This is a genomic window from Kribbella catacumbae DSM 19601 (genome assembly GCF_000372465.1).
Taxonomy (GTDB): domain Bacteria; phylum Actinomycetota; class Actinomycetes; order Propionibacteriales; family Kribbellaceae; genus Kribbella; species Kribbella catacumbae.
The window spans coordinates 1-26,382 of record NZ_AQUZ01000076.1; the positions used below are offsets into that span (position 1 = coordinate 1).

Below are 26,382 nucleotides of genomic sequence, written 5' to 3' on the forward strand. Positions count from 1 at the left end.
GCGAGCAGGTGCTCGGTGCGGTAGCTCGGCGTGCTGGAGTGAAGGCCTCGATGTTTTTCCATCGTGGCCTTTGCTCCAGTGCGGCGAGGTGCCGTGCCGAGTGCCGCGCAGCACGCAGGGCATGCCAGACATGCCCTCGGCTGTCGGGCAGGCCGGGGCACCGTCTACTGGACCTCTTCTTGGACGGCTGGTGCCGCCGGCTTGGAGAGTTTGCGCCGCAACCGCCGGACGCGGTCCCGGATTTCCCAGCCGATCAGCGCGATCATCGGGGTGGCGGCGGCGAACGCGGCCAGCAGAATCTCTTCGACCGGCAATCCCGCGATGTGCTGGGCAGGCATGCTCGTGACCTCCCGTGCGCTGTGTGACGGACCAGAGGGAGTTCGCCTACTCAGTGTAGGCGCGGTGGGTCGCTGGGTAAACGGCTCATACACTGGGGCCCGATTTGGCAGCCGTAGGGAACTTTTCGTCGTCCGGGGCTCTCTTCCGTGTGCGAGGACGCGACTGAGAGGACCGGTATGACGAGACCAGGACGGGCGATGCGGCTTGCCGCGATGGTGAGCCTGCCCGTGCTTCCGCTCGCCTGGTTCATCGCCCTGCAGGATCACGCGCCGTGGATGGCCGGGGCCTACCTCGGCTATCTGCTGATCGTGATCGCCATCCCGGGCACGCTGTTCTGGCGGCGGCTGACCGGCGGCACCGGCTGGTTCACCGTCGACGCCGCTCTCGGTACTGCGTTCGGCCTGGCGGTGGAAGCGCTGGTCTACCCCATCGGCCGGTACTTCGACATCCCACTGGCCGCCCTGGTGATGCCGGCCCTGGCGATGGGTGTCTTCCGGGCGATCCCACGAGCCAAGCTGCCGGTGAAGCCGACACCCTGGTGGGCGATGGTCGGCGTGATGGTCGCCGTCGGAGTGGTCGCGGCCTGGTTCGTCCGCGTCGGCTCGCAACTGATCCCCGTCGACGGCCCCGCGGCACTGCGGTCGGACTCGGACGCGGCCCGCAACCTGTCGCTCGCGGGTGAGCTGACTCATCACTTCCCGCCGCAGCTCCCCTACGCATCCGGCCGACCGCTCACCAACCACTTCGCCGTCTACGACCACCTGGCGTCGGCGCACTGGATCACGAGCGTGGAGCTCGACGTACTGACGCAGCGGATGGCGCCTTTCGCCTTCCTCCTGCTGACCGTCCTTGGCGCGGCAGCGGTCGGCGTCGTACTGACCGGTCGCGCTGTGGCGGCTCCGATCGCCGCTGGCCTGACAGTGGCCGCTGGGGATCTCGCTGCGTGGCCGTGGGCGGTTGATGCGCGACTGTTCAACGACAGCCCGTTCTCGATGGGTCAGCTGACCAACCCGTCACAGGCCTTCTCCACAGTGCTGATGCTGCCGCTGCTAGCCGTCACCGCGATGCTCCTCCGCCGGAAGCCCACCAACACACGTGCCCAGGTCATCGGCATGCTCGTCGCAGCCGCTGTGCTCCTCGCTGCGCTCTCCGCGACCAAGGCCTCGGCCCTACCTGTGTACGCCGTCGGGCTAGCTGCCGCGTGGGTCTACCTCACGGTGCAGTCCGGCCGGATCAACCTGCGAGGGCTCGTGCTCGGGGCAGGTGTCGCGGCCTGCTACGCCTTCAGCTTCTTCGTAGTACTGCGCGGCAAGGCGTCCGACATCGAGTTCCAGCCGGCCAGGACCTTCCGGCACATGATGGATGTGATGACCGAACTGCACACCACCGAAGCCCTGGTGGTGATCGCAGCGATCGTGGTGCTCGGCTGGCTGCTACCCGCTAGCGGTGCCTTGTTGATCCGGCGGCGACTACCTCGCGACCCGATGGTGGTGATGCTGCTGGCCGGCCTGATCGGCGCAGTCATCGCAGCGGGTCTTCTGTACGACGCTGGTCAGACGCAGGTGTTCTTCGTCCGCACTGGCTTCATCTACGGCATCTTGCTCGCCACCTGGGGTCTGGGGTCGCTCGACCGCAAGCAGTACTACGTCGCCGCGCCAGCACTGCTCATCGGAGCTGCCGCGATCTACTGGGGGCGATACCGCTCGGAGGACTCGTGCACGACCGCGAGCTGTTTCGGACAGCCGTTGGTGGTCGCACTGGTCATCGCTGTCATCGGTGCAGGCACCTTCGGGTTGCTGTTGCGCCTCAAGCGACGGATGTGGGCCGTCTTCGCGGTCGCGGTCGTGCTGGGGCTGACGGTCTCGCCGACGATGGGATCGCTGAGGGAGTTCGCCACGCCCGCGCTCACGGCGTACGAGTCGATCGCGCCAGGCGGGATCGAGGCCGCGCGCTTCATCCGGCGAAACTCGGGGCCGAACGATCTGATCGCCACGAACATCCACTGCCGCGAAGCGGGCGCGGATCGCTGCCTGACCGGGTCGTACTGGCTGGCCGGCTATGCCGAGCGGCGGGTGCTGGTGCAGGGCTGGGCGTATACGCAGCGGATCGACGACAGCTATGCGGCCGACGAGAAGGTCCAGGGGTCCTACTGGGATCCGGCGCGGCGACGGCTCAACGACGAGGCTTTCACCGCGCCGACCAGGGAGGTACTGGAGACGCTGCGGACGAAGTACGGGGTGCAGTGGTTGCTGGCGGACGAGCGAGTGGGCACGCCGCCGAAGGAACTGGAGCGCCTGTCCCAACTGCGCTTCCACTACGGCACAGTCCGCGTCTTCCAGCTCTACCCACCGCCGACCGGTGCCCCCTTCCCACCCCAATCCCCTTGCCCAACCCAAACCCCGTCCCAGACGCCTAGCGGCTCGCCATCCCAAACCCCCACCGGCTTCCCGACCCAGACTCCCAGCGGCTTCCCCACCCAGACTCCCAGCGGCTTCCCCACCCAGACGCCTGGCGGCTTGCCGACTCAGACGCCTGGCGGGGTTCCGTCGCAGACGCCTAGCCCCTGCGTGACTCAGACGCCCAGTGGGACGCCGTCGCAGACGCCGGGAGGCTTTCCGTCGCAGACTCCCGGCGGGTTCCCGACACAGACTCCCGGCGGGTTCCCCACTCAGACGCCTGGCGGTTTCCCGTCGCAGACACCTGGTGGGTCCCCCTCATCCAGCTTTACGCCGCCGACCACCGGAACGCCTCAGCCCTAGCATCGGCGCCAGCCGCGGCGGCTCAAAGGGAAGAACTACCGCGTCTCACACGGCAGTCCGCCGCTTTCATAACTGCCGTCGGACTTGTGCCGCCAAACCTGCGCACAGACCTTCGTGCCTCTGGCCGGGATGCGGTTCCAGGTCGTGCGACGGATGCCGCCGTTCCAGGTGTACGCACCGCTGGAGTCATGCACGCCCGGGTAGAAGATGTCCATGTGGTAGGTCCCGGAGACACAACCGGATTGGTGCTGGGTGACCACCCGGCCGTCGCCGTCGAACCCGATCCACACGCACCCGTTCGACCCCGCCGAGGCCGTCGTCGACAACCCCACAACCGAAGTCGCCACCAGCGCGCCGGTCAGCGCCGCCCGCAGCAATGTCTTCTTGATCATATGAACACCCTTCATTTCGGTGGTGAATTCCCAGCACCGAAACTAAGGACCCGCGCCCAAAAGACCCAAACAATTAGAATGCCATCAAAGCGACTGAACTGAAATACAACCGCCGACCCGCCGCAACATTCACCTGACGACCGGAATGGGCAGGCTCTGGTCTCGTCGCAGACACCGGGGCGGACACCAAAGCCATCAATCCCGCCCCGCAACCGGGATCCCACGCTCACGACGATCGCCCGGGACCTCGATGGGCGGGCGATTGATGGGCTGGACGTCCGGGGGCCCGGCGAAGGCCCGGCGGAGATATCGACGGTTGGCAGCGCAGACGCCTGGGCTGGTTGTGCCGACCGACAGGACATAGTCGGGTGTTCGGGCCGGTGCCACGCTCACGGGAGCGGTATCCGGCCGCGAAACGGGGACTATGTCCTGTCGGTCGGGACAGATCAGCTGACGGTTGGTAGCGGGAGGCTTTGGTTGTGGGCGCGGTCTAGGGCTGTTACGGAGTACAGGTAGTGGTGGCCCTTGACGGCTGTTGTGTCGACGAAGGTGTTGCCGCGCAGGGTGGTGAGCAGGTTGCGGGCGTCGTTGTCGGGGCACCAGTCGCCTGCTGTCAGGTCGCGGCGGTAGATCGCGTACGACGTGGTGTCGGCTGAGGTTGCCTTCCACTGGAGGCTGACGCCGGCGCTCGTCCGGTCCGCGCGCAACCTGTGTACCGGCAGCGGTGCTCGGGCATCGAGCGACGGCATCGCCGGGACGAGCGCTGGGCGCGTGTACCAGGTGCTGTTGAGCAAGCTGGTCGCTCCGAGTCGATCGGTGCGGACATCCTTGGCGGAGAAGAAGATGTCGCCCTTCACCTCGGGCACAGTGGTGTTGAAGGCTAGGTGATCGCTCAGCTCGGCCGGATCCGACCAGTCAGGCGACTGCGTCGACGTACCGACCTTGTAAGTCGCCTGCCCGATGTAGAGATGCACGTCGGTACCGCGGACCTGCTCGGCCCACCACGGCACGATCTTGTTGTAGTCGGCCGGAGCGAACCCGCCCGCCCAGTAAACCTGCGGAACGATGTAGTCGATCCACTCCTCGCGAACCCAGCGCCGGGTGTCCGCAGCAAGGTCGTCATAAGTCTGTACGCCGGCAGTGGTGTCAGAGCCCAGCGGATCCGTCCCCTTGTTGCGCCAGACAGCGAAGGGCGAGATGCCGAGCTTCACCCACGGCTTGGCCGCCTTGATCCGCTGCTGGATCTCCTGGATCAACAGGTTGATGTTGTTCCGCCGCCACTCCGCCACAGTCGGGAAACCGGCCCCGTACTGCGCATAGGTGGCCGCGTCGTCGAACACCTGACCCGCCACCGGATACGGGTAGAAGTAGTCGTCGAAGTGCACGCCGTCGAGGTCGTAGTTCGAGACGGCGTCCATGATGGCGTCCTCGACCAGCTTGCGCGCCGCCGGGATGCCCGGGTTGTAGTAGAGCTTCCCGCCGTACGTGACCACCCAGTCCGGGTGCAGCCGGGCCGGGTGCGTCGGGACCAGCGCGTTGAGGTTGGTACCCATCGAGAGCCGGTACGGGTTGAACCAGCCGTGCAGCTCCAGGTTGCGCTTGTGCGCCTCGGCGACGGCGAAGGCCAGCGGGTCATAGCCAGGGTCACCACCCTGTACGCCGGTCAGGTACCGCGACCAGGGCTCCACCTTCGACGGCCAGAAGGCATCGGCGGTCGGGCGGATCTGCAGGATAACCGCGTTGTGGCGCTGCCGGACCGCATCGTCGAACCAGCCGACCAGCTCGGCCTTCTGCTGCTCGGCCGTCAGCCCGGTCTTCGAGGGCCAGTCGATGTTGACCACCGAGGCCACCCAGCTCGCGCGGAACTGCCGCAGCGGAGTACTCGGGTTCGCAGTACAGGACGAAGCCGCCTCGCCGGACGGTGGTCCGGCCGCCGCCGGACCTGTTAGGGCGCCGGCCAGGAGGCCGACTGACGCGCTGACAAGGCCCACGATCCGCCAGGCTCTCATGTCACTCTCCGACTGATTTCGTTGATGAGGTCGAAAGATAGTTACACAGTTGGGCCCGGCGTAGAAGAGGTCGGTACGGTTGGCCCATGCTGCGCCAGGCGACGGACGACGACGTCGACACTATCCGCGCTCTGCGCAACCAGCAGGCCAACCGCGACGTGAGCATCACCGCGCACGAGATCTCCGCCGACGAGCACGCCGGCTGGTGGGCCAAGGCCAGCGTCGACCCCACCCGCCGGGTGCTGATCTACGAACGCGACGGGCGGACCGCCGGCGTAGTGAGCTTCTTCGACCTCGACCCGACGTCGAACACCGGAGCCTGGGGATTCTTCCTCGACGCCGACGGGCTGGGCGAGCGCGGCGAGACGCTGCCCGCCTGGATCGAGGTGATGAAGGAGGCCACCGGCTACGCCTTCGACACCCTCGGGCTGGCCGAGCTGACCGGCGAGGTGCTCGAGCACAACACCGTGGTACGGCAGATGAACCGGCGGTTCCGGTTCACCGAGGGCGAGCCGGAACTCCGGTACGCCGATGGGCGCGAGCTCACCGTGCTGCCGATCAAGCTGACCAGGGACAACCGGCGCAAGCCGAAGGGGACCAAATGAGCGCCACCAGGACCATCGACTTCGGCGGGGTTCCGATCGGCCCCGAGCACCGGCCGGTGGTGATCGCGGAGATGTCGGGCAACCACAACGGCGACTTCGAGCGGGCCAAGGAGATCGTCCGGGCGATGGGCGACACCGGCGCCCAGGTACTGAAGCTGCAGGCCTACACCGCTGACACGATGACGCTCGACGTCGACCTGCCCGCGTTCCGGCTGCCGGGCGACCACAAGTTGTGGGCCGACCGGCACCTGCACCAGCTGTACGAAGAAGCGCACACGCCGTGGGAATGGTTCGAGCCGCTGTTCGAGCTGGCGAACTCGCTCGGCATGGTCGCCTTCGCGTCACCGTTCGACCTGACCGCGATCGAGATGCTGGAGAAGCTCGACGTGCCGGGCTACAAGGTCGCGTCGAACGAGATCGGCGACCTGCCGCTGGTCCGCGCGATGGCGGCGACCGGGAAGCCGATCATCATCTCCACCGGCTCGGCGACGCTGACCGACATCGACGCGGCCGTCCGCGCGGCCCGATCCACCGGCAACGAACAGCTCGTCGTGCTCTCCTGTACGGCGAGCTACCCGGCCCCCGCCGACCAGTCGAACCTGCGCGGAATCCCGGTACTCCGCGATGCGCTCGGCGTCCAGGTCGGCCTGTCGGACCACACGATGGGGATCGGCGCCTCGATCGCAGCGGTCGCCCTCGGCGCGACCGTGATCGAAAAGCACGTCACCCTGTCCCGCTCCGACGGTGGCGTCGACTCGGCGTTCTCGCTGGAACCCCACGAGGTCAGAGCACTGGTCGAAGGCACCACCATCGCCCACGAGGCCCTCGGCGAACCGGTGATCGGCCCGAAGCAAGCCGAACAGAACGTCCTGCGCTTCCGCCGCTCGCTCTACGTCACCCGCGACGTCACCGCCGGCGAAAAGGTTGCCCCCGACAACGTCCGCTCGGTCCGCCCAGCCGGCGGCCTCCCACCCGACGCCTACACCACCGTCGAAGGCCGCCCCTTCCGCACCGACGCCCCAGCTGGTACCCCGTTGACCTGGGACCTTCTCTAACCACTTTCCCGAAAGGTCTGGTCGTGCTCGTCTCCGTCGTCGTGCCGTGTTACCGATCGGCTGCGACCCTTCCCCAACTGGTCGACGACTTGGTGCAGGTGCTGCCGGCGGTCACCAGCGGGTTCGAGATCGTGCTAGTGGTGGACGGGAGTCCGGACGACACCTGGCAGGTGGCCAGTGAGTTGGCGAACAAGTATCCGGAAGCGCGGGCGATGCGGCTGGCCCGGAACTACGGGCAGCACAACGCGCTGATCGCCGGGGTGCGGAACGCGCGGTACGAGGTGGTCGTCACGATGGACGACGACCTGCAGCATCCCGCGGATCAGGTGCCGGTGTTGTTGCGGGCGCTGACCGACGACGTCGACCTCGTGTACGGCGTACCGGCCGACGAGGAGCACGGGCTCGCGCGGAGCTTCTCGTCGCGACTGGTGAAGGGGGCGATGGCCTCCGCGATGTCGGTGCGGGACGCGCGGTCGATCAGCGCGTTCCGGGCCTTCCGGACCTTCCTGCGGGACGGGTTCGACGGGCTGGACGGGCCGCACGCCTCGGTGGATGTGGCGTTGTCCTGGTCGACCACGCGGATCGCGCGGACCACCGTCCGGATGGATCCGCGCACGATCGGGCAGTCGAACTACACGACCTGGATGCTGATGAAGCACGCGCTGACGCTGATCACCGGGTACTCCGTGGAGCCGCTGCGGCTGGTCGGCTATCTCGGGTTCATCTGCGCGGTCTTCGGCGTCGGGCTGTTCGGCGTGATCATCGTCAAGTACGTGACCGGCGCGACGACGGTGGCCGGGTTCACCACGATCGCGTCGATGGTCGCGTTGTTCTCCGGGGCGCAGATGCTCGCGCTCGGCGTCCTGGGTGAGTACATCGGGCGGTTGCACTCGGGGGCGATGGGCCGGCCGACGTACGTGATCCGCGAGCGCACCGACGTGGACGCCCACCCCGACATCAAGAGCGAGCCCGACATCAAGCGTGAGGCTGACATCAAGCGTGAGGCTGACTGACATGGAGTACGTGCTGTTCCCTGGGCGGCATCACGTCCTGACCCGGTTCCAGGCCGAGTTCCTGCGCCGGTACGACGCGACGATCGTCTGGGCGGTCACGTCGGCCAACCACCACACGACCAAGCGCAACCCGGTGCCCTTCGACCGGCGCGAGGCCGCGATCGAGCGGCTCAGCGTGGCGGTCGGGATCCGGTCGCTGGTGATCGGCGTGGTCGACACGCCGCCGACGGACGACTTCGCCGACGTGACGATCAAGGCCGTCGAGGCGGGTACGGACGATCAGGTCCAGCTCGATCCGTCCAACACCCTGGTCGCGTGCTCGACGCCGGAGGTCGCCAAGCTCTACGAGCAGCTGGGTTATCAGGTGGTCGGCGTCGAGCCCGATGACCAGCACCGACCGTGGGACGTCCTGCTCATGGTTGCTGAGGGCAATGATGATTGGCGCAAGCTGGCGCATCCGGCGACCGTCGACGTCTTCGATCGCTACCATCTCGACGCACACATCCGGCGCTGCGTGAACGATCCGGTGGTCGGCGACGACGGCGGGCTCACCACCACCCGCGACTACAAGACCTACGCCGACGCCTTCGAGACCGCGGCCGACCGCAAATGGCTGCAGATCAAGGACTTCGTCCGGCCCGGGCGCATCCTCGACATCGGCTGTGCGACCGGCGCCACGCTGCAACTGATCGACGCCGACCCGCGCTTCCACGAGTCGGACCTGATCGGGGTCGAGGTCGCGCGGCACCTGTACGCCGAATGCGTGCACAAGAAGGAGCAGGGGCTCTTCCACAACCCGAACGTCTACTTCTACCAGCGCAACATGCTCGGCTCGGCCGTCTTCCCGGCGCGCTCGATCGACAGCACGCTCACGCTCGCGTTGACGCACGAGATCTGGTCGTACGCCGACGGGTCGCGGCCGGCGACCGTGCAGCGGTTCGCTGACGCGTTGTTCGCGCACACGGCGCCGGGTGGGGTGTGGGTCAACTCCGACGTCTGCGGACCGGGCGAGCCGGAGCGGAGCGTAGTACTGGAGCTGGATGACAGCGATGGGGCGAATCCGGACGGGCCGGTGGAGTTGGAGGCGTTGGCGGAGCCGGCGGCGTACATCTCCAAGTTGTCCACCCGGGCGCGGTTCTTCCAGTTCGCTCAGGACTTCCGGCGGAATGCGTCGGTGCCTTTCGAGTACTCCGAACGCGACGGCAAGCTGGTACTCCGGTTGGCTGACGCGATGGACTTCCTGACCCGCAAGGACTATGTCGACAACTGGCTGAGTGAGACTCATGAGCAGTTCTGCGGGCTCAACTTCGCCGGCTGGTCGGAGGTCGCGAAGCGGGCAGGCTTCACGATCGACCCCGCGTCGAAGGCCTGGCGCAACGACTGGGTGATCAACAACCGGATCGCGCCGGTCGCGTCACTCAGCACGGTCACCGGCGACACGGTCGACTGGCCGGACACCCACCAACTGCTGATCGCCCGCCGTTAGCGCACCGAACCGGACCATCCGCCACGCCGCACCAGCACTACAGCCAGAGTTTCGTGACGGCCCGGATCCCCGCTTGCATGCCTGTCGATTGGCGAGGACGGCGGGGTGGGGGTTGGGGAGGATTTTCGCTGGAACTGAGGCGGATTTTCGCCGCCCACAAGGCTAAATGCCTCCCCGGAGCCGCTGACGGAAACGCCTCGGTGGGGTCCACGCCTCCTCGAGGGGTCCGCCCATCGGTCTACCAAGGGGCGAACCCTACGAAGCGAAGTGAACCCCACGAAGCAGGGCGAACCCCACGAAGCAGGGTGGAGCCCACGGACCGGGTGTCGGGGAGCTAGCTGGGGTACGGCTGATGAATCGGTCCGGGGAGGATTTTGCTGCCCGGATGGCGAGGTGTGGTCGACTTTGCGCACGGGCTCGTCCTACAGCCGGAGTTTGTGATGTTGGGTGGTGTTCCCGGACCGCCAGCACTCACAAACCACCCGTCAGCCCCATCTTCAGCTGACTGCTGAGCCTGTGCGAGGGCTGCCAGCCGAGGTTTGTGAGTGCTGGCGGTCCGCGGAGATCGGGAACGGCCCGGTGCTTCGGCAGTCGCGCGGCGCCGCTCGCAGTACCAGCGGCGGCTGGGACGCAGGCTCCTCCGGGTCAAGTCCAGCGGGGTGGTGTACGAGGTAGCCGGCCCTGATCTTCACCTGCCTGCGATTCCGCGCCACCCCTTGTGATCATTCGCCCCCTTTCACCCACTCTCGGAGCCATGGTGAATCGGATCGGCCGCCTGGGGGTACATGCTCAAAGCCCCGATGCCCGGGCCAGGTGAGAAGAACCGTCAAAAGGGGGCGAATGATCGGGGGCTGTTGGCCTGACGGGGATCGGGACGGCAGGTGCGAGACCTCGTACACGACCTTGCTGGACGCCGCCGCGCGCGGTTGCTCGACTTGGGTACAGGCTGGTACTGCAGCCGTAGGTCGTGCTGCACGAACCTCGACTGCGGGGCTAGAAGCGGTTGCGTAGTTGCTTTTTGAGGCGGCGCTTGACTTTGCCGGCGAATTGGCGGGGGTTGCGGATGGTCGCCGCCTTGCGGATCAGCGTGGCGGCGGCGAAGGCTCGGGAGTTGCGGAAGCGGGTGCGTTCGGCGTTGGCCTTCTGCACCTGAAGCCGCATCTCGCGGATCCGGGTCTCGCGCGTCTTGAGCGCCTTGTCGCGGAACCCGAGCGTGCGCTCCAGCCCGAACACGTGACCCTTCAGCTCGACCAGTTCCTGCTTGGCGCGCTCGGCATCCGCCAGCGCGGTCCGTACGTCGGGGGCAGGCGTCTCCACAGTCCCGAGCGCAACCGCCAGCGCGCCGACCAGCTCCTTGCCTCGGGCAACCCGTGTGTCAGGTAGACCGGACATCGCCAGCCAGCTGGTGACGAGGTCGTCGCCGACCATCCACGGTGGCCAGGGGTGGCGACGGTGGGTGTTGATCAGCCTGTCGTGGAACCGCTGCCAAGCGGCGGCCAGCAGGTCGTTCCGGCTCGCCTCGGCGACCCAGCCGGAGACGCCAAAGGAGAACGAGTCGCCGTCGACGATGATGTCGTCCCACCGCAGCACCAACTGGCCGGTCTGCGCGAGCGCCCACTCGCCGAGGCGTTCGGCGAGCGCGCGGAAGGCGGGCACGTCTTCGGCGGCTGCCAGACGAAGAAGGACCGTCTCGACGCTGATCCCACCGGAGACGACAGAAGGAATAGCAGAACCGTCGAAGGAAACATCACGGACTGAAAGGCGGGGGGTCGGGGCCGCGCCGAAGGCGGCCGGGCCCCCGGCTGCACCGGCTTCGCCGGTTGCCGGAGCGCCGGAAGTCGGAGTGCCAGAGGGCAGCGCGCCATGGGCTCCGTTGGCGCCGGAGGGCAGGACACCTGGGGTGCCCGTGGTGGTGGAGGGCTGGGTGGTCGTCGACCAGCCGTCGTCGGCGCGGGTTGCCGTCAGGACGCCTGGGCCGGTCTCGGTGTAGATCGCGTGCTGGAGGGGAGCGCCTGTGATCGCCAGCCAGCCCGTTGAGGTCGAGGCCAATAGACCCGCGCGGGATGCGGACTCGACACCCTCGGCGATTGGCGCAAGGAGCGGGACATCGGTTGCCTCCAGTGCCTCGGTTGCCAGCCGGGCAGGTAGCGAACCTGGGCGGGCGGCTGCGGCCACGTCTACGGCTAGCAACGTGTTGTCGGCAAAGGACGAGTAGACGGTTTGGAGCGGCAGGCCGACTCGCGCTAGCTCCGACGCCAGTTGTACTGGGGAGACTGGGCGGGTTGGGTCGTCGTGGAGGGGGCGCCACTCGTCGTCGCCGTGACGCTCGGCCGGCGGGCGGCGGTCCAGCAACGTGGTCAGGGCGAACTCGTTCTCCAGGCCCAGGATCAGGACAGTGGAAGGCGTGCAGAGTTCGGCGAGTGCATCCAGTCGCTGCGGCCAGGACAGGTCGTCGCTGTCGTAGCCGAGCACCCGGTCCAGCCCGTCGACGGCGACGACGACCTCGTACGTCGTACCGGTGAGGCCGTCGAGTGCGCCCGCGACCACATCCAGGTCGGCGAACTGCTCGGCCAGCCCGGTAGCGTCCGAAACCGAGCGGACCAGCATGGTCGCCGACGACGCCTTGTCGACAACTACAGAGACAAGGTCGGCCGCATGCGGACCGATGATCAACGTGCGTGCCCCAGCAGGCAGTACGTCGTTCAGCAGGGCCCGGAGCACCGGACCCCCGACTGCCCCGCGCTTGCCGTTGTAGTCGCTCCACGGCTGCATTTCACCGCGAACCACCTCGACGGCCAGCTGGTTGTCAGACACGCTCTCTCCAATCGAACAACATCCGCAGTTCGGCGGGCGGCATCAGCCACGGCACGCCCAGTTCCAGCTCGGTGGTCGCCCGCGCGGCCGCCAGGTCGATCTCCTTGCCGAGCAGCTCCGGCCACAGCCGCGCGATCCGCGCCTCGCCGCCGAAGAGCGGGTTCTCGCCCGCCATCTGCATCGGGTCGCCGTACACGGCCGGCTCGCAGCCCGCGGCGATCCCGTAGAAGACCGCGGTCGACAGCCGGTTCGCCGCCACCCGCTTGTGCTTGCGCAACTCCGCGAGCTGCTTGTAGAGGAAGCGCGGATCCGTGCCCTCGTAGGAGAAACCCCGCCGCCCGAACGACACCACCCGGAAGCCCGCGTCCTCGTACGACTTCCGGATCTCCGGCCGGTCGTACTCCGTGTAGTACAGGCTGAACGTGACCGGACCGGGCTCCGTCTCGCGGATCTCGTCGATCAGGCGCTTGTGATCGCCCTCGATCTTGCCGCCTTCCCAGCCATGGAAGAGGAACCACAAAGTCCCCTCCCGTTCCTCCTCCGGCACAACGCCCAGCGAAGGCTCGAGATCCAGCAGGTACAGGAATGGCGCGCCGATGCTGTGGTAGTTCCGGCGTCCCAGCGCATGCCCGCGACGCCGCGGCGCGTCGCTCCAGGTGAAGCGCCAGGCTCCGTCGAAGAACTCGTGCACCGGGTTCCAGCCGTCGCCGATGTTCCAGCCGTGCTGGAGATAGCCGCGCAGGCGAGGCGGGTGCTCGTCGTTCAGCCCGGCGTACCGGGCCAGGATGTGCGCCTGGCCGTAGTAGTGGTTGTGGTGATGCATCAGCGAACCTCGACGTGAAGAGTGCCTGCGTGCGGTCGTACACCCAGCATGTGGCCGTCCTGCTCGATCACCAGCGGCAACCGGCTGGCCAGGAACGGCTCGCACTGCACCGCCTGGGCCGAACCGTCGGCGGCGACCGCGAACAGCACCCAGTCCGCCAGACTCGCCAGCGGATCGACCGCGTGCGCTACCGGGTTGGCCGGGATCAGCGCCGGCAACTTGACCGCCGCCGTCCACAACCCGTCCGACAGCGTACTGCGGCAGGCCACGTCCAGGTGGTCGTCCGAATCGTCCAGGTACCGGCGCCAGCTGAAGCTGTGGGTGACGTCGGTCAACGGCCCGCTGATCCGCAATTCATTGCTCTCAGCAACAATCAGCGCCCGCTCGGCGACCAGCCGGGCCGGCCCTTCGTGCAGGTTGACGTAGCCGCCGGTGGAACGAGTCAGCGAGACCAGCCGGCCTTGCTCCAGATGATTGGCGGCCTGCTCCTCGGCCGTCCACAGCAACAACTTCTCGATGCCGTCGCTGCTCACCAGCCGAAACGCCCAAGTGGTGCGCTGGCTGAACGGATCATCCGGGTTCGTCTCCGCGATGATCGGTGCATAAGGGATCCGCACACTGAACCGCCGGTCGCTCGACAGTTCGACAGACAACACCTGGTCCTGACCCGACAGCGGCCGGGTCAGCTGCAACCGGGGATTGTCCAGCGCGGCCGGCACGCGACCCCGCAGTACGAGGGCGTCTTCGAACTGCTCGACCGAGGTTAACCGGCAAGGGTCGACCATGCGGCGCAGTACGAAGGCTCCGTCGGCACCAGGCCCAGGCTGGACCCAGCTGCTCGGGCAGATCCAGTTGCCGGGCGGCCATCCCGGGCTGCCGGCCTTCTGCCCACGCAGCTTGCCTTCCCGGCGCAATTTCCCCGACTTCATCCGTACTGCGAAATGCGCCGGCGCGCCAGTCTCGGCCAGCTTCGCCAGCAACGGCTTGTCGAGATGCACCTCGAACCCGACCGGGGCCGTGTCGCCATGCGAGTCGGTCGCGGCGTACCGGCGTACCGCGAGCTGGGTCTCGACACCGCCGATGACCAGCGCGATCCGCAGGGTCGAGGACCCGTCCGTCGCCAAGTGGCGGATCTCGGCCGTGCCCTTCACCGAGAGCCCGCCGTCTCGCCATGCGACTTCCTGCACGGTGGTCGCCAGCGTCAGCTCTCGCGCCGGCAACTGGTAGAGCGACCGCGGGATCGCCGTGTTGGCCTCGTGCACACCCGGGTAGTTGTGCTCGTACTGCTTGCGCCTGCCCAGCTTCGGCAGCGCCCGAGCGCCACCGCGCAGGCCGCCCTCGTTCCGGAAGTGCGCCAGCCGGCGAAGCAGGTCGACATCACCCGCCCGCAGCGCCGCGTGCTGCAGCCGGTCGTAGCCGTGGGCACGGGCGAGCACTGACCGGTCCAGCCGCTCCAGGAAGCGCGAGGCCAGCAGCACTAGTTCCTGCTCTTCCGACTCCGGTACGGCGCCGAAAGCCATCATCAGCGTCAGCATGTCGATCTGGGTGAAGTGCGAGTGCACCCGCCGCCTGATCTCGCCCAGCCCGGCCTGGCCGGAGTCGATCAGGTCCAGCACCAGCTCCGCCGACGTCACCCGGTCGGCCAGGTTGCCGAACTGGAACTTCTGCTGGGTGATCGACTCCCCCGACTCGCGCTCACGCCAGTAGTAGACCGGCACGGCGAGGGCGTCCACGGTGACCGCGTCCAGATGGGCCTGCAGGGTGACCGGGTAGTCCTCGTACCGGATCGCGGGGAACTCGTAGCCGTGCTCGTCCCAGAAGGACCGGCGATAGACCTTGTTCCAGACCATCCGGTCGAGGATCAGGTCCGGCGTCTCGATCACGTGCGTCGCGATCCGGTCCTTGGCGAACGGCAGCCGGTGGATCCACGACGGCCGGACGCCGGCGCTGTTGTTGAACCGTCGCGCGTTGCCGGCGGCCAGGCAGGAGCCGGTCTCGTCGAGCGTCCCGATCAGCCGCTCGAACCCGTGCCGGCTGACCAGGTCGTCGCTGTCGACGAAGGTCAGGTACTCACCGCGAGCATCCCGTACGCCGGTATTGCGGGCCGGTCCGAGCCCCTGGTTGTGCTGCTCGACGAGCCGGAACCGGGAGTCGCGCCCGCAGAAGTCCTTGGCGATGGCCGCACTGTCGTCCGGGGACCCGTCGTCGACCAGGATCGCCTCGAAATCGGCGAAGGTCTGCCGGGCGATCGATTCCAGGCAGTCCTCGATGTAGTCCCCGACGTTGTAGAACGGCACAACCACGCTCAGCCGCGGCGTCACTACTGCGATATCTCCTCGGCTCAGTCGGATCTGCCGGTCATGCTAGCAGTAACCGGTTGGTTACCAGGTGCACTGTCAGCAGCGTGTGGACAGGTTCAAACCCATAGCGAGCCCAGGCTCTCTGAACACCAGTGTTATGCCCCTGGGTGGAGATCACCAACCGCCTGGTCGTGCTCGCGTCCTCGACCGCGGCGAGCAGATGCCCGTACCGCCCGCGGCCCTGCTCGGCCGGTACTACGCCGGCAAGCTGGACCTCGGTCCAGGACCGCTGCTGGTCGATCGTAGCCAGCGCCAGCACTCGGCGGTCAGGCCCACGGAGCACCACTGCGCCGGTGTCGGCCACACTGCGTCGCGCCCACTCCTGGTAGCCGGCCAGCGCCTCCGCTCGCTTGAACAGCGGGTTCGCGCAGTAGTGATTGCCGTAGTCGCCGAAGATGTCGCCGACCAGGTCGTCCACGAGATCGTCGTCGACCACGTTCTCCAGCTTCGCGTTGAACCCGGCCAGTGGCGCCGGGCGGCGGCCCTTGCCGACCGGGAGCGACCAGTAGACGAGGCTGTCGGCCAGTAGCGCCGTCCGCGAGCTACTGGCGAGTGACGCGAACCAGCTGACCTCGCGGGCGGGATAGCGCAGTACGACGACGTCGGCCGAGGACTTGTCGACAGCGGCGAGCACCTCCTCCAGCGGCGTACCGGAGGAAGCCGAGACGGAGATGCGGTCGACCGAGACGCCGAAACGCTTTGACTCGTACTCCCCTGGGCGACTGGTGAGCTCGCCCGCCTCCAGTGCGTCGTACCAGCTCATGCTGCTGCAACCAGGTTGTAGGAGATGACGCCCTCGATCACGCGGGTCTGCTCCTCTGACGTGAGCTGGCTGAACAACGGCAGCCGGACGATCCTGCCGCTGACCTGCTCCGTGACCTCACAACCGCCCGGTGCGACACGACCGAAGCGTTCACCGCCGGGCGACGAGTGCAGTGGGACGTAGTGGAACGGCGCGGTGATGTTGAGCTCCCGCAGATGCGCGATCAGGCCCTGCTGGTCGTCATGCGACGGCATCAGCAGGTAGTAGAGGTGCGCCGGGTGCTGGCACTCGGCATGCACGGTCGGTACGCCGACCCCGCGCGACGCGGCCCAGACCGCCAGCTCCTCGTCGTACCGCTGCCAGATCGTGTGCCGCGGCGCCTGGATCCGCTCGAACTGTTCCAGCTGGGCGGTCAGGAAGGCGGCCAGCGGGTCGGCCGGGAGATAGCTGGACCCGATGTCGACCCAGCGGTACTTGTCCACCTGACCACGGAAGAACTGGCTCCGGTTGGTGCCCTTCTCCCGGATCACCTCGGCCCGCGCGACCAGGTCGGCGTCGTTGAGCACCAGCGCGCCGCCTTCGCCGCAGTGCACGTTCTTGGTCCCGTGGAACGACTGCGTCGCCATCAGCCCGAAGGACCCGAGCGGGCGTCCCCGGTACGAGCCGCCGAGACCGTGCGCGTTGTCCTCGACCACCGCCAGCCCGTACTTCGCCGCGACGGCCAGCAACTCGTCCATGGCTGCCGCGACTCCGGCGTAGTGGACGACCACGATCGCCTTCGTCCGCTCCGTGATCGCGGCTTCCAGCTGGGTCTCGTCCAAGTTGAGCGTGTCCGGCCGGATGTCCACGAACACCGGTACCGCGCCGCGTAGCGCGTAGGCGTTCGCGGTGGAGACGAACGTGAACGACGGCATGATCACCTCGTCGCCCGGCGCGAGGCCGAGCAGCAGCGCGGTCATCTCCAGCGCATGCGTGCACGAGGTAGTCAGCAGCGACGCGATGCCGCCGGTGAGCTTGGTGATCAGCTCGCTCGCGCGGGCGGTGAAAGGACCGTCACCGGTGACCTCGGCGGAGGTGAAGGACTGGCTCACGTAGGCAAGCTCGTCACCCGCCAGGTATGCCTTGACGAACGGGATCGGCGACAGCTCCGGCATGAGGACGCAGCTTACCGCTGGTCCGTCTCCCGGGCTTCGATCGCCTCGGTGTAACTGTGATGGCCAGGGTCCTCGAGGCTGTCGTAGCCGACGAGGAATTGCGGGCGGCGCTGGCTCGACTGGAACAGGCGCGCGACGTACTCGCCCAGCAAGCCGAGGCAGAGCAGCTGGATCGCGCCGATCACTCCCACTGCGAGTACTGTCGACGTCCAACCGGGGATGCTGTTGCCGGCGAGCTTGATGATCAGTGCAGCGACCACCACCGCGCAGGACAGCAGCCCACCGAGCAACCCGAGCCAGGTGGCCAGCCTGAGCGGCGCCGCCGAGAACGCGGTCACGCTGTCGAAGGCCAGCCGGAACATCTTCGACCAGTTGTACTTCGTCACGCCGGCCGCCCGCTCTGCACGGACATAGGCGACCTCGGCACTCGGGAAGCCCAGCCACGGGATCACCAGCCGGAACACCCGGCCGTCCTCGGGCAGCCCGTTCACCGCGTCGACCACTCGTCGCGAGACGAGCCGGAAGTCACCGGCGTCGAACGGGATCTGCTTGCCGACCAGACGGCACATGAGCCGGTAGTACATCCGCGCTGTCGTCCGCTTCGGCCAGGAGTCGCTCGAACGGTCGGAGCGCACGCCGTACACGACGTCGACGTCCTTCTCGCGGGCTGTGGCGATCAGGTCAGCGATGACCTCGGGCGGGTCCTGCAAGTCGGCGTCGATGCTGACGAGGTACTCCCCGCGCGCCCGGCGGAAACCAGCCGACAGAGCGGCCTGGTGGCCGGAGTTGCGGAGCAGACGAACCAACCGGAGTTGCGGCCACTGCGCAGCCGCTTCGGTGACCAGCGCGGCCGTCTTGTCTCGGCTGCCGTCGTCGACCACCAGCACCTCGTAGGAGATCCCCAATCCGTCCAGCAGCGGGTGCATCCGCTCGAAGAAGATCGGCAGCACCTCTTCCTCGTCGTACATCGGCACGACGACGGACAGAACAGGCTGGCTTGCTGGCATGAAGGGACCTCCTGCGGGGGAGATTACTCGGGCCGTTGCGCGGATAGGCTGCTCCGGTGTCAATCGTGACGGGCGATGCGCCTCGCGCCACCAGCCTCGCTGAACGTCGGCGCGAGGCAGCCCTGCGGCGCGAGACCGCTCGTCAGCTGGAACGAGCCCGGGAGATCGAGGAAACCCAACTCCGGGAAGCTGCCCGGCGGCGGGCTTCGTCGCGGAAGCTGCGGGCGATCATCCGGCCGCCTTCCGCACCGGCGCGGCAGGCTCCCGAGACGCTGACCGCACGCCTGGTCAAAGCCGGCTCCGGAGTCGCTTTGGCCGCCCTAGCGATCTGGTTGATGGCTGGGCACGCATCCGGGGACAGCATCGTGGCGCTGCTGCGGTTCTGGGTCTTCGGGCTGACGCTGCCCGGCTTCATCCTGTGGCGGCTGGCCAGCCCGTTCCGGCACAACCTGATCGAGGACGTCGCCGCCGGGTCGCTGGTCGGGGTGTCCATCCTGCTGCTGGTCTACCTGGCGGTGGCACCGCTCGGACTACAGCAGTGGGCTTGGCTGTGGGCCGTACCCGTCCTAGTGGTCGCTGTGTCCGTACCGACCTGGCGTCGACGAGTGACGAGCAAGGTCGAGCGCCCTGTGCATCCACTGACCGCCTGGCTGATCGTCCTGGCTTGTGCACTGCCTCTGTACGGCACCGGGCGCTACCGGAACCTCGTGCCGGCGCCGTACACGGATGCCCGCTCCAACTCGCCCGACATGGCGTTCCACCAAGCATTGGCTGCCAGCGCGAAGTACGACTTCCCACTGCAGGCGCCGTACGTCAGTGGCGAGCAGATGGACTACCACTACTTCTGGCACCAGTTCATCGCTGCCACGTCCTGGGCGACCGGGGTGAACCTGACCGACCTCGTCTACACGATCGGCTGGGTACCGCTGCTGATCGCCGGCACCGCACTGATCTTCGCCCTCACCGACCGGCTGGCTCCGAGCTCGCGCTGGGCGGGTCCACTGGCGATCGCGGTCGCGTCCGTGGGTGGCACGGTCAGCGCCTATCCGCAGGCCTCGCTGTTGTCCGAGGGCCTCATGAACTACGTCTGGGGCAGCCCGACGCAGAACCTCGGCGGTGCGCTGATCGTCCTGCTGGCGATCATCGGGATCGACGTTCTGCGTGGCCGGAGCGCGCCCAGCGACTGGGTGATGTTCGTGGTGATCGCCGCGGCCGCGTCCGGCTCCAAGGCGACTGTGCTGCCGTTGGTGATCTGCGGGCTCGCGCTGGTCGTCTTCGTCCGGCTTTGCTACGGCCGGCTGGCCCGGGCTGCCGTCATCACAGCAGCGGTCCTCGGCGGCCTGTTCGCGGCCTCGATCGTGGTGGTCTTCGGGATGCACTCGTCCGGGCTCGCGGTGAAGCCCTGGGTGACGTTCGCCAAGATCGGCATCTATCCACTCATCGCCGACCCGTTGCCGTCGGGCCAGTTCGACCACAGCGCGATGTGGATCAGCGGCATCACCGCCTGCCTCGGGCTGATTCTCGGCTCAGCAGGCCTCCTGGTTCTCACCGGTACTGCGGCCCGCTGGTTCCGCGATCCCGGAATGATCTTCCTGGTCGGCATCTCGATCGCCGGTTTCAGCGCGATGGTGCTGACCGATCAGCCCGGTACGAGCCAGCTGTACTTCCACCGCACCGCAGTACCGGTGATTGCCGCGCTCGCAGCGGCCGGCGTGTGGATGCTGGTGTTCTGGTTCGCCGACAAGCGCTCTGACCTCGTCGTACTGGCCTCGGTCGTGGGTGGAGTTGGAGCGACCGCGGCCGCGCGGGCGATCGTGAAGGCAGATGCTAAGCCGTTCCGGCAGGCTGACGGATCGCTGACTGGCCTGATCGGTCCGTGGGTGTGGACGATCGGGCTGCTCCTCCTCGTCGCCGGTGTGGTGACAGCCGGGTGGAAATACGGCCACCGGCGAGGGCGCCCGAGCCGGATCGCGCTGGCGTCCTTCGTGCTCGCCGGGATGGGTGCGGGCCTGTTCCTCCCGGTGCAGGCGATGGCGGAGTACAAGCCTGTCGTCCTTGCGCCGCAGACAGACAAGCAACTGCTCGGGCCAACGACCAGCCAGGCGGCCGCGGCGATCTGGCTGCGCGACCACGCGGCACCCGGCGAGCTGATCGCGACCAACGCGCACTGCGCGATGAAGAACACGATCGGCTGCGACGCCCGGCACTTCTGGATCTCGGCGCTGTCCGAGCGACATGTCCTGCTCGAGGGCTGGGCCTACACGAACACCCTGAACGACCTCGTCGCCGGCACCGGGATGGGCCCGAACTCGCTGCCGTTCTGGGACCAGCCGCGACTGCAGGACAACGACATCGTCTTCGTCGCGCCGACCAGGGACAACCTGCGGATCCTGCGGGAGAAGTACGGCGTCCGCTGGCTCTACGCCGACCCGACTCAGACGATCGTCTCAAGCGCCCTGAACAGTCTTGCCACGTTGCGCTTCAAGGCTTCTGACGCCCTTGTCTACGAACTCCCCTGAGTGACAGTCCGCCTACGCATTGGAACCGTTGCGGCATTAGGGTGACCCGCATGCACTCCAGGGCTCGGCGGCGCGGGCCGAAGGAAACCGGCGCCGGAACCCTCGCGGGGCGGATGGCGGCGTTACCGGTGCTGTTGCTGGTCCTGGTGTTGCTGATCTCCCGGGCGCCGGTGTTCGACGTCTTGAAGTTCGGCCTGTACCTGGCGGCCCTCGTGACGTTGCCGGGGCTGGTGCTGTGGCGAGTGATCGGCGCCTACCGCCGGAGTTTGGTAGAGGATTTCGCCGCCGGCTTCGCGATCGGTACGGCGGCCCAGCTGATCGTGTACCTCGCGAGCGCGTCCGTGGGTCTGCAGTGTTGGGCGTGGGTCTGGGCCCCGATCGTGCTGGTGCTCGGCGTGCTCGATCGCGATGTGCGCAACCGGGTCTGGCGCCGGGTCGAGGCACCGCTCGCGCCCTTGACTGCGTGGATGTTGTCGGTGTCGACCGTGCTCGTGCTGTTCGCGATCTACCGCAAGGGCCCGGAGCGCTACGCACCGGCGTACACGGATCCGTTGGTCAGTGATCCGGGGATGGCGTTCCACCAGGCGCTAGCCGCCAGCGCGAAGGCCGACGTACCGATCGTGCCGTTGTGGATCGGCGGCGAGCCGATGAAGTTCCATACGTTCTTCCATCAGGTCTCCGCGGCCACCTCGTGGGCGACGGGGATCAACCTCACTCAGCTGATCTACGCCCTGATCTGGCTGCCGTTCGCGCTGGCGGGGTGTGCGCTGGTCTTCGCGCTGACGCAGCGCTTCACCCAACTGCCCGGTGGTGAGCCCTCGAGCGCCGCTGTCTGGGCAGGGCCGCTCGCAGTACTGGTTGCTGGCCTTGGTGGAGCTCTGGAACCGCTGCACGACCTGTCGCTCGGCGGGGTCTCGATGGTGGCCGGGGCTTATCTGAGCCCGACCCAGAACCTGGGCCTGATGTTCGCGCTCGTGCTGGCGATCCTGGCCATCGACGTACTGCGGAAACAGCCGCCCCGGAGTCGCTGGGTGCTGCTGCTCCTGGTGATGCTGGCTGCCGCCGGGGCTAAGGCGACTGTGCTGCCTATGGTGATCTGCGGGTTCTTGCTGGTGTTCCTGTTCCGGCGGTCGACGCGGGCCGCGTTCTTCGGCGTACTGATCGCGCTGGGGTTGTTCATCGGGTCGGCGATCATCGTCTACGGCGGTGAGTCGTCCGGGCTGCAGGTGAAATTCGGCGATCTCTTCGTGGGCCTGCCGCCGTACAGCGCAGCCGTGATTCTCGCGACCTGGGGGCTCGCGGTCGTCGGGGTGTTGTTCCTGCGGCGGTTCTGGCGGGATCCGGGCGGGATCTTCGCGGCCGGCTTCGCGATCGGTGGGTGCGTGGCCGCGCTCTTGACCACTCAGCCGCTGTCGTTCTACCGGATGGCCTTTCCGTTCCTGGCAGTGCTGTCCTGTGTGGGGCTGACGAGGCTGGTCGAGCGGCTGGAGGACCGCCTGGGCATCGCACTGGTCGGTGCGGCGGCCGCGCTCGGGTTGATCGGCTGCGGGTTAACCCGCTGGGGCGCGACGGATCTCAAGGGCGTGAAGGAGCCGTTGCTCTGGTCTGTCGGGGCGATGGTGGCCGTCGGGTTGCTGGTCGCTGTCGGCTGGAAGGCCAGCCGGCGCAGTGGCGGGCTCGCGACAGCCTTCTTCGCCGCTCTGGTCGCTGCCTGCATGGTCGGTGCGGCCGCGCTGCCGTTGATCGGGCTGGTGTCCGAACAAGCGAGCGATGTCGTCTACGGCCGGCCCAGCCGGGGTGGTCCGACCGAAGCCCAGGCGAGTGCTGCTCGCTGGCTGAAGAAGAACAGCTCCCGCAACGACCTGGTCGCCACCAATGCGCACTGCATCGCCCGGCAGGGCAATGCGTGCGACAGCCGGCACTTCTGGATCGCCGCACTGTCCGAGCGGCAGGTACTGCTCGAGGGGTGGGTGCGAACCAACAGGTCGAGCCGGATCTCAGCCACTACCGGCGTCGACCCGAGCAAGGTGCCGTACTGGAACAAGGACCAACTGACGGCGAACGACGCCGCCTTTACTTCCCCCTCGATGGCAGTGATCGAGCGGCTGCGGAAGCTGGGAGTGCGCTGGCTCTACGCCGACAACCTGGCCGGTGAGGTGTCGCCCGCGCTGAAACAGTACGTCCGGCTGCGGCACGCGACGCTGGACGCCACGATCTACGAGATCAGGTGAATGAGCGCGTCCGCGACGCGTGCTCTGCCTCGACCGTCCACGAGCTTCCAACCGGCCCGGGCGAGCTGGGCACGCTCCTGCGGGTTGGTGAGCAGCGTCCGTAGTACGGCGGCTGCCGTTGTCGGATCCGCCTTCAGCTCAGCCAACGTGCCGACCCCTGCGGCGGCACCGGTGGCTACTGCTCGCTCGTAGCCCATCGCCTGGTTGTCCACGACGCACACGAGGCCGGCTGTGGCTCCGAGACACAGCAGCTCCCAGGTCGACGTACCGGAGGCGCTGATGACCAGGTCGGACTCCACTACCAACTTGGCTAGCTGTGAGGTGGGGCGGATGACCTCCACCCGCTGGCCCGGCCCGAGCGGTACTGCGTCGATCCCTGCGGCCAGGTTGTCTCCGGGAGCAACCACTGTCGCCTCAAACGGCACACCTGTCGCCGCGAGAGCCTGTACGACGTACGGACCGGCTCCGTAGGCGTCAGTGCCGCCGAAGAACGCAAACACCTTCGGTACTGCGCTCGCCTGTGCCGCCGGTGGCTCCGCTGGCCTCAGCGAGAGCACCTCATCCCGCAGCAACACGTAGTCCAGCCCAGCCAGCCTCACGGCTCCCTTGGGCAACTTCGGCTGATCGAGCTCAGACCCGAGATTCTGATCCACCACTACGTCGGCGTCGGCACCCCGCAGGTCGCCATCCACGATCGCGAGGGTGGGCACCCCTGACCGCCGTACTGCGCTGAACACCTCACCCGGCAGGTCGTAGGAGTCGAACACGACCGCATCAAGCCGCAACCGCTTCGCCAGCTCGACATGCTCCGCCGGCAGCCACACAGCCGCCTCGACCGGAATCCCGCGAGCCCGGAGCTGCTCGTCCACCCAGGGCACGATGTGGCTGTCACAAACGAACACCACCTCGACCCCACGCCCCCGCAACTCCTCCGCGAACGCAAGGCTCCGCATCACATGCCCGACCCCACGCCGGACCCCCACATCACACCTGACCCCAACCCGCAACACCCGATCCACGCCAAGACCGTAGTCCAGACAGGCACCCACGTTGTCGTCCATCAAGCCGACTCCTGCTCGCCGCCGGATCGGATCAGCTGCCGCGGACGGACAGCGGGAACCAGCGTCCCGCGATGAGGCGCATCATCCCTTTGCCCTTCGGGGGGATGTAGACGACCAGTTCGTAGCGCTCCTGGCGAGTGATCGACGAGGTGATCTCGGACGGCACCCCGAACCCTTGCTGCATGTCGCCGACGGACTCGGTTTCCCAGACCATGTTGGTCTTGCCCTTGTTGCGATAGGAGTGATGCAGGTCGAGCCCGAACCAGACGAGCGCACCGCCGGACTTCGTCCGCACGGCATACGCCGGGGTCTTGGCGTCCACGGCCCGGCTGGTCCCGGCCCAGCCGTTGCTCGTGTAGGCCTCACGGTCGTTGTCGATCCGGGCGCGCACTTTCTTGAGGAGATCGTTGGGCGCGAACTTTTTGACGTACGGGCTCTTGCTGCCCTGGGTCGCGGCGTCGGCCAAGGCCGCGGCGACTTTACCTGGTGAGATTGCCAGGCCGGTGTCGCCGGCCGGCACTACGGCGGGGAAGTCAGCAACGTCGACTCCGGGCGCGAGCGGACCGGTGGCCACACTGGAGAATGGTGCGTAGGTCACGCGCCACGGCGCACCGCTGCGCTCTTGGACGAAGAGCAGGAAGTCCCGCGTTGCAGGCTCCGAACCACGGTCCACCGCGGCAGTGAAGAACCACCGGGGATATCCGGTGACCATCGGCGCCGAGCCCAGCGCACCGACGTACTTGACCGAGGGATATCTCAAGTTGTTCTTCCGGTACACGCGGTACTGCGCCGTGTGGATCTGAAGAGCCGATCCCGTCTCCACCTTCGACGCCTGGGCAGGGTCCCTCTTCCCGTTCGCCCGGTTGACGGCCGGCAGGTATAGCTTGAGTACGGCCTCCGCTCCGCGCACGGTGATCGCAGGGGCCGGCTTCGGCCGGGGCGACGGGGGCGGCGTGGAGGAGGCGGTTCCAGTGCGGTCTTCGGCGCCCTCCTCCTGGTCACCGCCGCAGCCTGCCGTCGCGACGAGGAGAGCAACGACCAGAGTGGTCGCCCGGGTCCAGCGCATTTCGATGTCTCGCTTTCGGTTGAAGGTTGGAGCCGCCCGATGATCTCCCATCCGTCCGGTGGCGCGGGTGCCGGTGTGCTCGTGCGCGCCTCGACCGGTACTGCGTTTGACCGAGCGCGGCTTCCGTACCGGACGGCGAGGCCGGACATCCGGTCAGTTCGCGGTAGGATGTAATACGTAGGAGACGTACTACGTAGGAGGACCAATGCGGATGAACAGCAAGGGCCAGGTCACCATCCCCGCCGCGCTGCGCGCCAAGCACCACCTCCACGAAGGCGACGAGCTCGAGGTGGTCGAGGACGGTACTGCGCTGCGGATCAGGCGGGCCCATGGCAGCGAGACGCATGGCCAGCGGCTGGTCCGGGAGATGCGCGGCAGGGCGACGACCCCGATGAGCACAGAGGAACTGATGGAGCTACTGCGTGGCGATTGACCCCAGGCAAGCTGTTCGTCCGGTGGCGACCATGGTCGACACCTGTGTGCTGCTGGACATCCTGACGGACGACGCGGAGTGGGCCGACTGGTCTGCCGAAGCAGTCGCCGGGGCTCGGGACATCGGCAATCTGGTGATCAACCCGATCATCTACGCGGAGGTCTGCGCCGGATTCGACCGGATCGAAACCGTCGACGCGGCCTTGCCTGCGACCGACTTCCTTCGGGAGGCGCTCCCTTACCCGGCGGGCTTCCTCGCCTCCCGGGCGTTCGTCGCCTACCGCCGTCGGGGCGGCCAGAAGAGCTCGCCGCTGCCTGACTTCTACATCGGCGCCCATGCGGCAGTGAACAGGTACCGGCTGATCACTCGCGACACCGCGCGCTTCCAGACCTACTTCCCGAGCATCGAGCTAGTGACGCCCGGTTAGAGCACTCCCGCTAAGGTACGGACTTGCGCTTTGTGATCGCGTGGTACGGAACTGTGGCTCAGAAGG

Annotated in this window: 20 protein-coding genes; 9 read left to right on the forward strand and 11 right to left on the reverse strand. The window is 67.5% G+C overall.

The annotated features are described in order from the left end of the window. Positions 1-164: 164 nt before the first annotated feature. Entirely contained in the window at positions 165-338 is a 174-nt protein-coding gene (locus tag A3ES_RS54700; protein WP_020392743.1) for a hypothetical protein, read from the reverse strand. Between the two features lie 177 nt (positions 339-515). On the opposite strand from A3ES_RS54700, the gene A3ES_RS0141440 reads away from it, so the two are divergent. After that, the gene (locus A3ES_RS0141440; RefSeq protein ID WP_202806705.1) at positions 516-3,098 is read left to right on the forward strand and encodes a hypothetical protein; all 2,583 of its coding nucleotides are present in this window, start codon (positions 516-518) and stop codon (positions 3,096-3,098) included. 35 nt (positions 3,099-3,133) lie between these two features. On the opposite strand, the gene A3ES_RS0141445 is transcribed toward A3ES_RS0141440, so the two are convergent. Both A3ES_RS0141445 and A3ES_RS0141450 read right to left on the reverse strand, forming a co-directional pair. After that, entirely contained in the window at positions 3,134-3,490 is a 357-nt protein-coding gene (locus tag A3ES_RS0141445; RefSeq protein WP_020392745.1) for a hypothetical protein, read from the reverse strand. A gap of 446 nt (positions 3,491-3,936) precedes the next feature. Then, a complete protein-coding gene (locus tag A3ES_RS0141450; RefSeq protein WP_020392746.1) occupies positions 3,937-5,499 on the reverse strand; it encodes a glycoside hydrolase family 10-like protein in 1,563 nt (520 codons plus the stop codon). A gap of 86 nt (positions 5,500-5,585) precedes the next feature. On the opposite strand from A3ES_RS0141450, the gene A3ES_RS0141455 reads away from it, so the two are divergent. From A3ES_RS0141455 to A3ES_RS0141470, 4 genes are read left to right on the forward strand one after another with little or no spacing between them, the layout of a single operon-like run. Beyond that, on the forward strand, positions 5,586-6,104 hold the full coding sequence (locus tag A3ES_RS0141455) for a GNAT family N-acetyltransferase (RefSeq protein ID WP_020392747.1): 519 nt from the start codon (positions 5,586-5,588) through the stop codon (positions 6,102-6,104). Continuing rightward, positions 6,101-7,159: a pseudaminic acid synthase gene (gene pseI, locus A3ES_RS0141460; protein ID WP_020392748.1), complete on the forward strand. Its 1,059-nt coding sequence runs from the start codon at positions 6,101-6,103 to the stop codon at positions 7,157-7,159. The genes A3ES_RS0141455 and pseI overlap by 4 nt, the downstream gene beginning before the upstream one ends. 23 nt (positions 7,160-7,182) lie before the next feature. Continuing rightward, positions 7,183-8,172 carry a glycosyltransferase family 2 protein gene (locus A3ES_RS50260; RefSeq protein WP_020392749.1) on the forward strand — a complete coding sequence of 330 codons (990 nt, stop codon included), beginning with the start codon at positions 7,183-7,185 and terminating at the stop codon, positions 8,170-8,172. Continuing rightward, positions 8,159-9,658, forward strand: coding sequence for a class I SAM-dependent methyltransferase (locus A3ES_RS0141470; RefSeq protein ID WP_237745191.1), 1,500 nt, complete (start codon positions 8,159-8,161; stop codon positions 9,656-9,658). The genes A3ES_RS50260 and A3ES_RS0141470 overlap by 14 nt, the downstream gene beginning before the upstream one ends. 993 nt (positions 9,659-10,651) lie before the next feature. Here A3ES_RS0141470 and A3ES_RS0141475 read toward each other — a convergent pair. From A3ES_RS0141475 to A3ES_RS0141500, 6 genes are read right to left on the reverse strand one after another with little or no spacing between them, the layout of a single operon-like run. Further along, positions 10,652-12,472, reverse strand: a complete 1,821-nt coding sequence (locus tag A3ES_RS0141475; RefSeq protein ID WP_026163686.1) for a hypothetical protein — start codon at positions 12,470-12,472, stop codon at positions 10,652-10,654. Further along, positions 12,465-13,295 (reverse strand): hypothetical protein, encoded by an 831-nt coding sequence (locus tag A3ES_RS0141480; RefSeq protein WP_020392751.1) that lies wholly within the window; start codon positions 13,293-13,295, stop codon positions 12,465-12,467. Before A3ES_RS0141480 ends, A3ES_RS0141475 begins: the two co-directional genes overlap by 8 nt. Continuing rightward, positions 13,295-15,616: a glycosyltransferase gene (locus tag A3ES_RS0141485; protein WP_026163687.1), complete on the reverse strand. Its 2,322-nt coding sequence runs from the start codon at positions 15,614-15,616 to the stop codon at positions 13,295-13,297. Before A3ES_RS0141485 ends, A3ES_RS0141480 begins: the two co-directional genes overlap by 1 nt. Positions 15,617-15,653: 37 nt before the next feature. Continuing rightward, positions 15,654-16,418 (reverse strand): N-acetyltransferase, encoded by a 765-nt coding sequence (locus A3ES_RS0141490; RefSeq protein ID WP_020392752.1) that lies wholly within the window; start codon positions 16,416-16,418, stop codon positions 15,654-15,656. Next, complete coding sequence (gene rffA / locus A3ES_RS0141495; protein ID WP_020392753.1) at positions 16,415-17,572, reverse strand: dTDP-4-amino-4,6-dideoxygalactose transaminase; 1,158 nt, start codon at positions 17,570-17,572, stop codon at positions 16,415-16,417. Before rffA ends, A3ES_RS0141490 begins: the two co-directional genes overlap by 4 nt. A gap of 11 nt (positions 17,573-17,583) precedes the next feature. Then, positions 17,584-18,579: a glycosyltransferase family 2 protein gene (locus A3ES_RS0141500; protein WP_020392754.1), complete on the reverse strand. Its 996-nt coding sequence runs from the start codon at positions 18,577-18,579 to the stop codon at positions 17,584-17,586. 56 nt (positions 18,580-18,635) lie between these two features. On the opposite strand from A3ES_RS0141500, the gene A3ES_RS0141505 reads away from it, so the two are divergent. Further along, on the forward strand, positions 18,636-21,098 hold the full coding sequence (locus tag A3ES_RS0141505; RefSeq protein WP_020392755.1) for a hypothetical protein: 2,463 nt from the start codon (positions 18,636-18,638) through the stop codon (positions 21,096-21,098). Positions 21,099-21,148: 50 nt separating this feature from the next. Continuing rightward, positions 21,149-23,329 (forward strand): hypothetical protein, encoded by a 2,181-nt coding sequence (locus tag A3ES_RS0141510; RefSeq protein WP_040456878.1) that lies wholly within the window; start codon positions 21,149-21,151, stop codon positions 23,327-23,329. On the opposite strand, the gene A3ES_RS0141515 is transcribed toward A3ES_RS0141510, so the two are convergent. Both A3ES_RS0141515 and A3ES_RS0141520 read right to left on the reverse strand, forming a co-directional pair. Further along, on the reverse strand, positions 23,314-24,390 hold the full coding sequence (locus A3ES_RS0141515) for a PseG/SpsG family protein (protein WP_020392757.1): 1,077 nt from the start codon (positions 24,388-24,390) through the stop codon (positions 23,314-23,316). The two genes, A3ES_RS0141510 and A3ES_RS0141515, sit on opposite strands and share 16 nt — an antisense overlap. A 31-nt stretch (positions 24,391-24,421) precedes the next feature. Next, positions 24,422-25,456 carry a DUF8094 domain-containing protein gene (locus tag A3ES_RS0141520; protein ID WP_020392758.1) on the reverse strand — a complete coding sequence of 345 codons (1,035 nt, stop codon included), beginning with the start codon at positions 25,454-25,456 and terminating at the stop codon, positions 24,422-24,424. Between the two features lie 205 nt (positions 25,457-25,661). On the opposite strand from A3ES_RS0141520, the gene A3ES_RS0141525 reads away from it, so the two are divergent. Both A3ES_RS0141525 and A3ES_RS0141530 read left to right on the forward strand, forming a co-directional pair. Beyond that, positions 25,662-25,889, forward strand: a complete 228-nt coding sequence (locus tag A3ES_RS0141525; RefSeq protein ID WP_020392759.1) for an AbrB/MazE/SpoVT family DNA-binding domain-containing protein — start codon at positions 25,662-25,664, stop codon at positions 25,887-25,889. Next, on the forward strand, positions 25,879-26,316 hold the full coding sequence (locus tag A3ES_RS0141530) for a type II toxin-antitoxin system VapC family toxin (protein WP_202806706.1): 438 nt from the start codon (positions 25,879-25,881) through the stop codon (positions 26,314-26,316). The genes A3ES_RS0141525 and A3ES_RS0141530 overlap by 11 nt, the downstream gene beginning before the upstream one ends. The last annotated feature ends 66 nt before the right edge of the window (positions 26,317-26,382 follow it).

Coding starts and splice junctions, on each gene's coding strand:
- A3ES_RS0141515 (WP_020392757.1), bottom strand. CDS start 24,390: ATGGACGACAACGTGGGTGCCTGTCTGGACTACGGTCTTGGCGTGGAT.
- A3ES_RS0141500 (WP_020392754.1), bottom strand. CDS start 18,579: ATGCCAGCAAGCCAGCCTGTTCTGTCCGTCGTCGTGCCGATGTACGAC.
- rffA (WP_020392753.1), bottom strand. CDS start 17,572: ATGCCGGAGCTGTCGCCGATCCCGTTCGTCAAGGCATACCTGGCGGGT.
- A3ES_RS0141510 (WP_040456878.1), top strand. CDS start 21,149: ATGCACTCCAGGGCTCGGCGGCGCGGGCCGAAGGAAACCGGCGCCGGA.
- A3ES_RS0141525 (WP_020392759.1), top strand. CDS start 25,662: ATGCGGATGAACAGCAAGGGCCAGGTCACCATCCCCGCCGCGCTGCGC.
- pseI (WP_020392748.1), top strand. CDS start 6,101: ATGAGCGCCACCAGGACCATCGACTTCGGCGGGGTTCCGATCGGCCCC.
- A3ES_RS0141520 (WP_020392758.1), bottom strand. CDS start 25,456: ATGCGCTGGACCCGGGCGACCACTCTGGTCGTTGCTCTCCTCGTCGCG.
- A3ES_RS0141480 (WP_020392751.1), bottom strand. CDS start 13,295: ATGCATCACCACAACCACTACTACGGCCAGGCGCACATCCTGGCCCGG.
- A3ES_RS0141440 (WP_202806705.1), top strand. CDS start 516: ATGACGAGACCAGGACGGGCGATGCGGCTTGCCGCGATGGTGAGCCTG.
- A3ES_RS54700 (WP_020392743.1), bottom strand. CDS start 338: ATGCCTGCCCAGCACATCGCGGGATTGCCGGTCGAAGAGATTCTGCTG.
- A3ES_RS0141450 (WP_020392746.1), bottom strand. CDS start 5,499: ATGAGAGCCTGGCGGATCGTGGGCCTTGTCAGCGCGTCAGTCGGCCTC.
- A3ES_RS0141490 (WP_020392752.1), bottom strand. CDS start 16,418: ATGAGCTGGTACGACGCACTGGAGGCGGGCGAGCTCACCAGTCGCCCA.
- A3ES_RS0141455 (WP_020392747.1), top strand. CDS start 5,586: ATGCTGCGCCAGGCGACGGACGACGACGTCGACACTATCCGCGCTCTG.
- A3ES_RS0141445 (WP_020392745.1), bottom strand. CDS start 3,490: ATGATCAAGAAGACATTGCTGCGGGCGGCGCTGACCGGCGCGCTGGTG.